This window comes from Micromonospora sp. DSM 43699 (assembly GCF_055517075.1).
The window spans coordinates 26589-37516 of sequence record NZ_JBTMMT010000070.1 but is presented as its reverse complement, the minus strand read 5'-3'; the positions used below and the strand labels follow the sequence as shown (position 1 = coordinate 37516).

Below are 10928 nucleotides of genomic sequence, written 5' to 3'. Positions count from 1 at the left end.
CATAACCAACCCAGCCACACCCCACTGCGTCACTCCCACACCCCGTCTCCCTTCATCAGATCCCGCGGCCCCGCTCCCGCGGCCCCGCCTGTCCCGCGGCCCCGCCTGCTGCCCGGTGATCAAGAGGTTTACGTCTATCTTCGCGCGACGGATGACGCAAACCTCTTGATCATCGGAGGCGAGTCTGGGTGGGTGACCGAAAGGGGTCGGGAGGGGGCTCTGGGTCAGAGGGGGCGGGGGTGGGGTGGGTGGATTGGCGGGGGGGCTGGTTGGGTAGCAACGCGCGGCACCGGTCGTCAGCGGGGCGGTCGCGGTGGTGGGAGGGGTGAGCGCAGTGTCCGTGCTGCGAACCAAACCGATCAAGGACGTGGTTGCCCAGGGCAACGCCGACGGCAGCGACGGAAGCCCCGGCCTGAAACGCCGGCTCGGTGCGCGCGACCTCACCGGCTTCGGCATCGGCATCGTGATCGGCACCGGCATCTTCACCCTCACCGGCATCGAGGCGCGGGACAGCGCCGGGCCGGGCGTGGTGATCTCGTTCGCCATCGCCGGGACGGTCGCCCTGCTCGCCGCCCTCTGCTACGCCGAGCTGGCGTCCAGCGTGCCGACCGCCGGCAGCGCCTACACCTACGCGTACGCCACGATGGGCGAGATCGTCGCCTGGATCATCGGATGGGACCTGCTGCTGGAGTTCGCGCTCGGCGCGGCGGTGGTGGCCCGGGGCTGGTCCGGTTACCTGGCCGAGCTGTTCGGCCTGCCGAGCGCCTGGTTCGCCGAAGAGGGCAGCGTGGTCAACCTCGGCGCGATCGGCATCGTGCTGCTGCTCGGCGTGGTGGCCATCATCGGCATCCGCGAGTCCGCCCGGATCACCAACCTGCTGGTCCTGGTGAAGGTCGCGATCTGCGTCTTCGTCGTGGTCGCCGGGCTGTTCTTCGTGAAGGCCGCCAACCTCAGCCCGTTCATCCCGCCGGCCGAGCCGGCCGGTGCCGGTGACGACGGGATCAAGCAGCCGGTCGTCCAGGCGATCTTCGGGGTGGAGCCGTCCGTCTTCGGCTTCGTCGGGGTGCTCAGTGCCGCCGCGGTGGTCTTCTTCGCGTATACCGGCTTCGAGGCGGTGGCGAACCTGGGCGAGGAGACCCGGCGGCCCAAGCGGGACCTGACCCTGGGGTTGTTCGGCACCCTGTTGATCTCCACCGCGCTCTACATCGGCGTCTCGCTGGTCGTGGTGGGCATGGTGCCGTACGGCGAGATCGACAGGGGTGCCCCGATCGCCGCGGCCTTCAACGCGGTCGGTGCGAGCTGGGCCGGGGTGCTGGTCTCCATCGCCGCCGTCGCCGGCCTGACCAGCGTGATCCTGGTCGACCTGGTGGCCATGGGCCGGATCGGCTTCGCCATCGCCCGGGACGGGCTGCTCCCGCCCGCCGTCGCCAGGATCCACCCGCGCTGGGGTACGCCCTACCGGATCTCCGCGGTGATGACCGTGGCGGTGGCGCTGCTCGCCGGGTTCCTGCCGCTGTCCGCCCTGTCCGACCTGGTCAGCATCGGCGCTCTCTGCGCCTTCATGATCGTCTCGATCGCGGTGCCGATCCTGCGCCGCAAGCGCCCCGACCTGGAGCGGCCGTTCCGGGTCCCGTTCTCCCCGGTGCTGCCGATCTTCACCGCGCTGGCCTGCCTCTACCTGACGCTCAACCTGTCGATCGAGACCTGGATCAGGTTCCTCATCTGGATGGTGCTCGGCGCGGTCATCTACTTCGGCTACGGCTACCGGCGCAACCGCCTCGCCACCCGCGAAGCCGACGAGGACCGCACCTCGGAACCGGCCTCGGCCTGACTCCCCGTCGGGTGCCGGCCACGCCGTTCCCTCCGACCGGCACCCGACCCGCCCGCTCGACCCGACCGGTACCCGACCCGCCCGCTCGACCCCGCCCGGTACCCGGCTCCGACCGCGCCCGGCATCCGGGCCCTGACAGGGTGGGTGGCGGCCGGGGGCGGCGCTGCTCCCCGCCGGGCTGCCCGGGTGTGGTCAGGGCTGCGGTGCGAAGCGCAGCACGTTCCAGGAGATTGCCGGCAGGCGTACCGAGCAGCGCCCGCCGTCGGAGGTGGTGGTGGGTAGCTCCCGGGGCGTCACCCGGTCGGGTTCGGCCTCGGTGTTGACCGCCTCCGGGTCGTCACCGGCGGCGAGGCTGAGATGCTGTACCGGGTGCAGCCCGGACAGGCCGCGCAGGTCGAGATCCAGCGGAAGGTCTTCGGCGCTCCGGTTGACCGCGAACACGACCAACTCGCCGGATTCCTCGTCGTGCAGGGCGACGGTGTCCAGCACCGGCACGTCGCCGTACCGCTTCGTCTCGTAGTGCGGCGAGACCGGCTCGGTCCGCAGCACGGTGCCCCTGGCGTACCGGGCGGTCAGGGCGAACGGGTGGAAGATGCTCTGCCGCCAGGCCGGTCCGCCGGTGCGGGTACGGATCGGGGCGATCACGTTGGCGAGCTGGGCCTGGGCGGCGACACCGACCCGGTCGGCGTGCCGGAGCAGGGTGATCAGCAGGTCGCCGACCACCACCGCGTCGACGGCGGTGTAATCGTCCTCGATCAGCGCGGGCGCCTCGACCCAGCCGCGCCGGTCCAGGTCGTGCTGGAGGCGGGACTGGTACCAGACGTTCCACTCGTCGAAGGAGATCTTCAGCTTGCGGGTCTGGCGCAGCCGGGCGGCCACGTGGTCGGCGGTGGCGACCACCTCGGTGATGAAATGGTCCATGTCGACGGCGGAGGCGAGGATGCTGGCCCGGTCGCCGTCGGTCGGGTCGTAGTAGGAGTGCGCGGAGATGAAGTCGACGTGCTCGTAGGTGTGTTCCAGCACTGTCGCCTCCCAGGAGGCGAAGGTGGGCATGCCCCGGCCGGAGCTGCCGCAGGCGACCAGGCTGATCGACGGGTCGATCAGCTTCATCGCCCGTGCGGTCTCGGCGGCGAGCCGGCCGTACTCCTCGGCGGTCTTGTGACCGACCTGCCAGGGGCCGTCCAGCTCGTTGCCGAGACACCACAACCGCACGCCGTACGGCTGCTCAGCGCCGTGCCGGCGGCGCAGGTCGGACAGCCGGGTGCCGCCCGGGTGGTTGGCGTACTCCAGCAGGTCGCACGCCTCCTGCACGCCCCGGGTGCCGAGGTTGACCGCCATCATCGGCTCGATCTCGGCGGCGGCGGCCCAGGTCATGAACTCGTCGAGGCCGAACGCGTTGGTCTCGACGGTCTTCCAGGCCAGGTCCAGCCGGCGGGGCCGGTCGGCGGCCGGGCCGACGCCGTCCTCCCAGCGGTAGCCGGAGACGAAGTTGCCGCCGGGGTAGCGGACCACCGAGACGCCCAGCTCCCGGGTCAGCGCCAGCACGTCACGGCGCAGGCCGAGCGGATCGGCCTCGGGGTGGCCCGGCTCGTAGATGCCGCCGTACACGCAGCGGCCCATGTGTTCGACGAAGGAGCCGAAGATCCGTCGGTCCACCGGACCGATCGTGAACGCCGGATCGATCGTCAACCGGGCTGTACGCACCTGGGTGCCACCTTTCCTCGACCTGCTCCGTGACTGCGGTCACGGCGTACCAGGCGTTCCTACAACGTTGCAACCAACGTTGTAAAGGGCTTGTTACGCGATAGGGTCCTGAGTCGGAGGGGGGAGGTGGCAGATCGTGCGGCACAGACTGAAGGACGTGGCCGAACGGGCCGGGGTGTCGGTCAAGACCGTGTCGAACGTGGTCAACGGCTACCAGCACGTCCGACCGGACACCCGGGCCCGGGTCGAGGCGGCCATCGCCGAACTCCGCTACCGGCCCAACCTGTCCGCCCGCAACCTGCGCAAGGGCCGTACCGGGGTGATCGCCCTCGCCGTGCCGGAGCTGGACATCCCGTACTTCGCCGAACTGGCCCGGCACGTGGTCGCCGCCGCCGTCGACCACGGCTGGACGGTGCTCATCGACCAGACCGGTGGCGGCCCCGAACAGGAACGGGCGGCCGCCATCGGCATCGGCGACCACATGATCGACGGGCTGATCTTCAGCCCGTTGTCGCTGAACGCCGACGACCTCGCCGGCCTGGACGGCATGCCGATGGTGCTGCTCGGCGAGCGGGTGGACCACGGCCCCGCCGACCACGTGGTGATCGACAACGTGACCGCGGCCCGGGAGATGACCGCCCACCTGATCGGCCTCGGCCGCCGCCGGATCGCCGCCATCGGCTCACAACGCACCCCCGAGGGTGCGAGCGCCCGACTCCGGCTGGCCGGCTACACCGCCGCCCTGACCGAGGCCGGCCTCGGGTACGACGAGAGCCTGGTCGCCCCCGCCCCGGCCTGGCACCGGGCCGACGGGGCCGCCGCCATGCGCCACCTGCTCGCCTCCGGGGCCCGCCCCGACGCGGTCTTCTGCTTCAACGACACCCTCGCCCTCGGCGCGCTCCGCGCCCTGCACGAGGCCGGCCTCCGGGTCCCCGCCGACGTCGCCGTCGCCGGTTTCGACGACATCGAGGACGGGCGGTTCAGCGTCCCCACCCTGACCACCGTCGCCCCGGACAAGGAACGGATCGCCCGGCTCGCCGTCGATCTGCTCGCCGGCCGGCTGGACGGCGACCGGGACGCGCCGCCCCGGGAACTCACCGCCCCGCACCGGCTGACCCCCCGCGAGAGCACCGCCTGACAGAGCGGCCTCCCGCGACGTGCCCTCTCACCTGACCCCGGCAGGACATCCCCGCCTCCCGTCGCTCTGCCGGAGCAGTCGGGCCGTCGGCACCGTCGCCCGGCCTGTCAGTCGAAGAAGCGGGCCAGGTGGGCCGGGTTTTCCGGTGGTGCGTCGGAGGGCAGCGGGGTGAGGTCGGCGAAGATCGACGCCCCGTCGCAGCCGGCGTGCAGCGGATGCCAGCGCGGGGTGCCCGGCGGGCGCTGCCCGCAGATCCCCTTGATCGTCTGCACGTCCAGCAGCCGGACGTGGGTCGGGTCGGCCACCGCGTTGACATGCCCCCACCAGGGGCTCATCACGTGCAGCACCCCACCCGGCCGGAGCACCCGGTGGCACTCGTCAAGAAGCGGCAGGAAATCGATCAGGTGCTCCAGGATGTGCACGGTGAAGAGGACGTCGACGGAGCCGTCGGCCAGCGGCAGCGACCCGGACAGGTCCGCCACCGCGTCCACCCCGGGGGCCGGGAAGATGTCCAGCCCCAGGTTCGCCGGGTACTGCTTCTGCCCGCCGCAGCCCAGGTCCACTACCACCGGATCCCGGCCGCCGACCCGCACCCGCCCCCACACGCCGTACACCCCGGCCAGCCGGCCGACCAGCTCGCGGACCAGCCGCAACTGATCCGGCTCGGCCACCTCGCCGCTCAGGTGGGCGACCCCCCGGTCGAACCGCACCTCGACCGCGAGCCCGCGTAACCGCTCGTCGTGGCGGGCCTGCTCGGCCCAGGCCGCGCCGAGGAACCCGTCGAGCGCCCGCAGCCGTTCGGCCGAGGGCGGTGCCTGCGCCAATGCGACCATGGCCACCTCCCGCCGGCCGTTACCCGCTCCCCGGCCCGACACACCCACCCGATCGGGGCTGCTTCCTGCGCAGCAGCGGTCAGCCGCCGGTGCGGCGGGTGGGCCGGCCGACGCCCCGGATGCGTTGCCGGGGAGCGCCGGCAACCTTCGGCCGCTTGAGGTGGTAGCGGTGCAGTTCGTTGTGGCCCTCCAGGGACGGGTCCTCGCTCATCCCGACGAGTTCCCAACCCTGGTCGCCGGCCCGGTTCAGGTGGGCCAGCGCGGTGTCGCCGTAGGCGGTCACGTCGACCATCGAGCCGTCCGGGCCGTACCAGACGAAGACGACCTCCCAGCTGAGGTCGGAGGCGGTCGGCTGGCGACGGCGCACCAGCAGCGCGTACTCCCACTTGAGCATGACCCATTGTCACCCGGCGGTCATCAGGCGGCGTGGATCAGTCCTCGGCGATCCGCCCGTCGGCGACCCGCAGGCGCCTGTCGACGCTGACCGCCTCCAGCATCCGCCGGTCGTGGGTGACCAGCAGCAGCGTCCCCGGATAACCGGCCAGCGCCGACTCCAACTGCTCGATGGCCGCCAGGTCGAGGTGGTTGGTCGGCTCGTCCAGCACCAGCAGGTTGACCCCCCGGCCCTGGAGCAGCGCCAACGCCGCCCGGGTCCGCTCGCCCGGCGACAGGGTCGCCGCCGGCCGCAGCACGTGCGCGGCCCGCAGGCCGAACTTGGCAAGCAGCGTCCGTGCGTCCGCCGGCGTCATCTCGGGTACGGCGGCCTCGAACGCCTCCAGTAGCGGCTGGTCGCCGAGGAACAGCCCCCGGGCCTGGTCCACCTCGCCGACCACCACCCCCGGGCCGAGTGCGGCATGACCGGCGTCGAGCGGCAGCCGGCCGAGCAGCGCACCGAGCAGGGTGGTCTTGCCGGAGCCGTTCGCCCCGGTGATCGCCACCCGGTCGGCCCAGTCGACCTGGAGGGTCACCGGGCCGAGGGTGAAGCCGCCCCGGCGGACCACCGCGTCGCGCAGCGAGGCCACCACCGCACCGGCCCGGGGCGCGGCGGCGATCTCCATCCGCAGCTCCCACTCCTTGCGCGGCTCCTCGACCACGTCGAGGCGTTCGATCAGCCGCTCGGTCTGCTTCGCCTTGGCCGCCTGCTTCTCGGTCGACTCGGCCCGGAACTTCCGGCCGATCTTGTCGTTGTCGGTGGCCTTGCGGCGGGCGTTCTTCACGCCCTTCTCCATCCAGGAACGCTGGGTGCGGGCGCGGGCCTCCAGCGAGGCGCGGGTGTCGGCGTACTCCTCGAAGTCGGCGCGGGCGTGCCGGCGGGCCACCTCCCGCTCCTCCAGATAGGCGCCGTAGCCGCCGCCGTAGTGCCGGGTCTGCTGCTGCACGAGGTCGAGTTCGAGCACCCGGGTCACCGTCCGGGTCAGGAACTCCCGGTCGTGGCTGACCAGCACCGTCCCGGCGCGCAGCCCGGTGACGAACCGTTCCAGCCGGTCCAGGCCGGCCAGGTCCAGGTCGTTGGTGGGCTCGTCGAGCAGGAAGACGTCGTACCGGCTGAGCAGCAGCGAGGCCAGGCCGGCGCGGGCCGCCTGGCCACCGGAGAGGGCGGTCATCGGGTGGTCCAGGTCGACCGTCAGCCCCAACTCGGCGGCGACCTGGGCGGCGCGTTCCTCCAGGTCCGCCCCGCCGAGTCCGAGCCACCGCTCCAGTGCCCCGGCGTACGCGTCGTCGGCCCCGGCCGTGCCTTCGGTGAGCGCCTCGGTGGCCGCGTCCAGCGCCGCCTGCGCGCCGGTCACCCCGGTCCGGCGGGCCAGGAAGTCGCGGACCGTCTCGCCCGCCCGCCGCTCCGGCTCCTGCGGCAGATAACCCACCGAGGCCCCTGGCGGGCTCAACGAGACGTTGCCCTCTTCCACCGGCTGCACCCGGGCCAGCGTGCGCAGCAGCGTCGACTTGCCGGCCCCGTTCACTCCCACCAGCCCCACCACGTCGCCGGGCGCGACCACCAGGTCGAGGTCACTGAAGAGCATCCGCTCCCCGTGCCCGGCGGCAAGTCCTTTGACGATCATCGTGGCGCTCATCAGGCCCGAGCCTAGCGTCCGCCGGTCCGGGCGAGGACGGCGCGCGGTGCGACCCAGCGCCGTCCCGGCCCAGCTACCGCCCGAAGGACCCCGGTCGGCCGGTAACTGGCGGTCCGGGGTGGTCGTGCGGCCGACTTTCAGGGTGGCGGGGGCTGTGCGGCTGGTCGGCGGCGGGCGTGGTCGTCTGGGCGATCGTTCGGGTGGCGGGGTGGTCGTGCGGGGGTGGTGATCCGCGCGAGATTGTGGAGAGTTCTTGCGGCTATGGCGACAACAATTCTCCACAAACCTGCGCTCCCCGTGGCTTTCGCCGATCACCGCCCGCCCGTCACCACCGCCGTCGGGTCTTCCGGGCCGGCGGCCGGGTCGGTAGGCGGCCCGGCGGTCGGGTCGGTGCTCGGGGGTCGGGCTGTCGGTCCCGGTCGGTGAAAGGTGGGGGAGGGGCGGGATGAGCGGGGCGGGTGGGGCAAGGTGAGGGTGTGGGATTGACGCTGGCGGTGGACTGCGGGGGTGGGGGCATCAAGGGATCGGTGCTGGACGGGGGTGGCAACCTGCGGGCACCGGTGATCCGGGTGGACACCCCGTACCCGTTGCCGCCCGACCTGTTCGTCAAGACGCTTGTGGAGTTGGCCGGGCGGTTGCCCCGGGCGGACCGGGTCACGGTGGGGATGCCGGGCATGATCCGGCACGGGGTGGTGGTGGCCACGCCGCACTACGTCACCCGGTCCGGTCCGCGCAGCCGGATCGACCCGGACCTGCTCGCCGAGTGGTCCGGGTACGACGCCCGCCGGGCGCTCACCGAGGCGTTCGGGATGCCGGCGCTGGTGCTCAACGACGCCGAGGTGCACGGTGCCGGGGTGGTCGCCGGGACGGGCTGCGAACTGGTGCTGACCCTCGGCACCGGGCTGGGTAGCGCGCTCTTCGACGGCGGGCGGCTCGCCCCGCACCTGGAGCTGTCGCATGCCCCGGTCCGGTGGGGCACCACCTACGACACGTACGTGGGGGAGCCGGAGCGGCGGCGGCTCGGCGACGCCTTCTGGTCCCGGCGGATCCGGCAGGTGGTGGACGGGCTGCGCCCGGTGTTCCGCTGGGACCGGCTCTATCTCGGCGGCGGCAACTCGCGGCTGATCCGCCCCGAGCAGGTGGCCCGGATGGGCGACGACGTGGTGATCGTGCCCAACACGGCCGGAATCGTCGGCGGCGTCCGCGCCTGGCAACTGACCGGCGAACGGGACGACCCGACCTCCTGAGCCACAACTGCACCCGCAGGAACACTCGCGGTACGCCCGGTGTTGTGCCAGCGTCGGAGCAATGGCGACGTGACGCGAGGGGGTGGGTCGGGATGGATCTTCTGGCGGAGTACCGACGGGCGACCATGTACTTCGAGATGGGTGACCCGAGCGGAGCGGTCCGGCTGCTGGAGCCGATCGTGGCGGCCGAGCCCGGCAACTCCTCCGTGCGTCAGCTGCTGGCCCGGGCGTACTTCCAGACCGCCCAGCTCGGCCGGGCCGAGGAGCAGCTGCGGGAGCTGGTCGACCGGGACCCCAGCGACCACTACGCCCACCACGTGCTGGGCCGGACGCTGGAGCGGCTGAACCGTTACCCGGACGCGCTGCGCCACCTGCGCATCGCGGCGGCCATGCACTCGACCAACGACGACTACGTGACCGCGCTGCGCCGGGTGGAGAGCCGGGTCGACAACGGTCGCTGAGGTCCCTGGCCGGGCCGGGGGAGGGGAGTTTCCTACCCTTCCTCCGGCCCGGTTCTGCGTCTCGTCCAGGCCAGGAACCGCTCGTACAGCTCCGCCGGGGACGGGACGGCGTCCGGGTTGAGGGTGACCAGGTCGCCGGTGGCGTCGAACAGCTGCCCGGCCATGTAGACGGACAGCCCGATCCGGTCCTGTCGGTAGTCCCTGGTCAGGACTAGCCGGGCGGGCTGACACGGCCACGGAGCCGCGCACACCCGGCACCGCCAGAGCGGTCGCATCGGTACGTGCGGCCGGATGGCCCCGCCTGGGCGGGCATGGACCCGGGAAACGTTCAGCGGCTTCACCGTCTCAGAGTGGTCGCTACGCTACCCCCTAGTCAAGGCCCTAGTAGGGTGTCGCCCAACTAGGGTATTGCCCAGTGGGGAGGTGTCTAGCCTCCGGTTCATGGGCCGGAATCTCATGGGCGCGTACGAGATCCGGATGAGGCTGGGCGTGAGCAGGCAGCGGGTCGAGCAGTTGATGAAGCGCCCCGACTGGCCGAAGCCCTACGAGTCGCTCGCTACCGGGCGGATCTGGCGTACCGAGGACATCGAGGCGTGGATCCGCGAGCACCGGCCGAACCTGCCCGACGAAGCCTGAGCCTCGCCCCGGTCCGTGCGGGCCTACGATGGGCCTGCCATGGCGGCTGCGCAGGTGGGGGAGGCGGGATGAAGCTCAAGCTGGACCTGCACGACATCTTCAACAAGGGCCACGACATCGACCGTGCCCTGCGCGGGATCATGGACGAGGCGGTGGCGAAGAAGGCCACCCTGGTCGAGATCATCCCAGGTAAGGGTTCTGGCCAGCTCAAGAAGAAGGTGCTGCGCTTCCTCGACCAGAAGGACGTCAAGCAGCTCTACCACCGGGTCGAGAAGGACTCCAAGAACTTCGGCCGCCTCTTCGTCCACTTCCGCTGGAAGTGACGTGCCCTAGAAGGACCGGTATACCTCTCTGCGGTGGGCGATTCGCACGACTGCTATCAGAACCTGGTCATCCAGGATCAGGTAGACGATCCGAAAATCGCCTACCCGGATCCGCCACTTGGTATCGCCACCGGACAGCTTCACGCAACCAGCGGGCCGAGGGTCAACTGCCAGCTGATCGATCGCGGAACCGATGCGGACCTGGGTGGAGCGGTCGAGCTTGGCCAGTTGGCGCGCCGCAGCATTGGTGAGCTCAACCTTCCATGTCACAGGTCGAGCTCCCGCTTGACCGCGCTCCACGGCTGCGTGGACTCACCAGCACGCATCGACGCCAGTGCGTCGTCGCATGCCTGGGCGTCCTCCTCGTCGATCACCTGTTCCATGATCTCGTCAAGCCGCGCAAGCTCCTCACGAGCCGAGGCACGCAGAGCGGGTGTCCGGTTCGGGTTTCTGGCTACCGCTTCCAGATACTGCCTGATCTTTTCAAGACCCTGCGGATCGAGCGCCGTCGGTGGCCCCATCGCCGCCACCCGCTGCCCTTGGCGAGTCAAGTAGACGACGTTGCCATCCTCAGCCGCCTCGACGGCTTCAGACGGCGGACCGGCATGAGGCGGAACCTCATACTCGAACGCGTGCGCGGCGGTCATGGAGGTCATGGTAACGCTGGACGGCCCCGGAGCCGGACA

At 71.5% G+C, this 10928-nt stretch carries 13 protein-coding genes; 6 read left to right on the top strand and 7 right to left on the bottom strand.

All coding sequences use genetic code 11. The annotated features are described in order from the left end of the window. The first annotated feature begins 325 nt into the window (after positions 1-325). On the top strand, positions 326-1831 hold the full coding sequence (locus AC0AIB_RS26010; RefSeq protein WP_465097680.1) for an amino acid permease: 1506 nt from the start codon (positions 326-328) through the stop codon (positions 1829-1831). A 192-nt stretch (positions 1832-2023) separates the two neighbouring features. Here the strand turns inward: AC0AIB_RS26010 and arfA are convergent, their stop codons facing one another. Further along, on the bottom strand, positions 2024-3535 hold the full coding sequence (arfA, locus tag AC0AIB_RS26005; RefSeq protein ID WP_328342645.1) for an arabinosylfuranosidase ArfA: 1512 nt from the start codon (positions 3533-3535) through the stop codon (positions 2024-2026). Positions 3536-3671: 136 nt separating this feature from the next. Between arfA and AC0AIB_RS26000 the strand changes: the two genes are divergently transcribed. Further along, positions 3672-4673, top strand: coding sequence for a LacI family DNA-binding transcriptional regulator (locus AC0AIB_RS26000; RefSeq protein ID WP_328342647.1), 1002 nt, complete (start codon positions 3672-3674; stop codon positions 4671-4673). Positions 4674-4780: 107 nt separating this feature from the next. Here the strand turns inward: AC0AIB_RS26000 and AC0AIB_RS25995 are convergent, their stop codons facing one another. The 3 genes from AC0AIB_RS25995 to AC0AIB_RS25985 form a co-directional block, all read right to left on the bottom strand. Further along, complete coding sequence (locus AC0AIB_RS25995; RefSeq protein WP_465097679.1) at positions 4781-5506, bottom strand: methyltransferase domain-containing protein; 726 nt, start codon at positions 5504-5506, stop codon at positions 4781-4783. 79 nt (positions 5507-5585) lie between these two features. After that, positions 5586-5900 (bottom strand): hypothetical protein, encoded by a 315-nt coding sequence (locus AC0AIB_RS25990; RefSeq protein ID WP_328342651.1) that lies wholly within the window; start codon positions 5898-5900, stop codon positions 5586-5588. A 37-nt stretch (positions 5901-5937) separates the two neighbouring features. Next, on the bottom strand, positions 5938-7575 hold the full coding sequence (locus AC0AIB_RS25985) for an ABC-F family ATP-binding cassette domain-containing protein (RefSeq protein WP_465097678.1): 1638 nt from the start codon (positions 7573-7575) through the stop codon (positions 5938-5940). A 476-nt stretch (positions 7576-8051) separates the two neighbouring features. Here AC0AIB_RS25985 and AC0AIB_RS25980 point away from each other — a divergent pair, with 476 nt between their 5' ends. Together AC0AIB_RS25980 and AC0AIB_RS25975 are read left to right on the top strand one after the other, a co-directional pair. After that, positions 8052-8822, top strand: coding sequence for an ROK family protein (locus tag AC0AIB_RS25980; RefSeq protein ID WP_328342655.1), 771 nt, complete (start codon positions 8052-8054; stop codon positions 8820-8822). 92 nt (positions 8823-8914) lie between these two features. After that, a complete protein-coding gene (locus AC0AIB_RS25975) occupies positions 8915-9283 on the top strand; it encodes a tetratricopeptide repeat protein (protein ID WP_328342656.1) in 369 nt (122 codons plus the stop codon). 32 nt (positions 9284-9315) lie between these two features. Here AC0AIB_RS25975 and AC0AIB_RS25970 read toward each other — a convergent pair whose 3' ends face one another. Next, a complete protein-coding gene (locus tag AC0AIB_RS25970) occupies positions 9316-9447 on the bottom strand; it encodes a hypothetical protein (protein WP_465097677.1) in 132 nt (43 codons plus the stop codon). A 277-nt stretch (positions 9448-9724) separates the two neighbouring features. Here AC0AIB_RS25970 and AC0AIB_RS25965 point away from each other — a divergent pair, with 277 nt between their 5' ends. Together AC0AIB_RS25965 and AC0AIB_RS25960 are read left to right on the top strand one after the other, a co-directional pair. Continuing rightward, the gene (locus AC0AIB_RS25965; RefSeq protein ID WP_205789268.1) at positions 9725-9919 is read left to right on the top strand and encodes a helix-turn-helix transcriptional regulator; all 195 of its coding nucleotides are present in this window, start codon (positions 9725-9727) and stop codon (positions 9917-9919) included. A 68-nt stretch (positions 9920-9987) separates the two neighbouring features. Beyond that, positions 9988-10242: a Smr/MutS family protein gene (locus AC0AIB_RS25960; protein ID WP_067315484.1), complete on the top strand. Its 255-nt coding sequence runs from the start codon at positions 9988-9990 to the stop codon at positions 10240-10242. A gap of 6 nt (positions 10243-10248) precedes the next feature. Here the strand turns inward: AC0AIB_RS25960 and AC0AIB_RS25955 are convergent, their stop codons facing one another. Together AC0AIB_RS25955 and AC0AIB_RS25950 are read right to left on the bottom strand one after the other, a co-directional pair. Beyond that, a complete protein-coding gene (locus AC0AIB_RS25955) occupies positions 10249-10512 on the bottom strand; it encodes a type II toxin-antitoxin system RelE family toxin (protein WP_328342664.1) in 264 nt (87 codons plus the stop codon). After that, positions 10509-10889, bottom strand: coding sequence for a hypothetical protein (locus AC0AIB_RS25950; RefSeq protein ID WP_328342666.1), 381 nt, complete (start codon positions 10887-10889; stop codon positions 10509-10511). The genes AC0AIB_RS25955 and AC0AIB_RS25950 overlap by 4 nt, the downstream gene beginning before the upstream one ends. Positions 10890-10928: the final 39 nt, after the last annotated feature.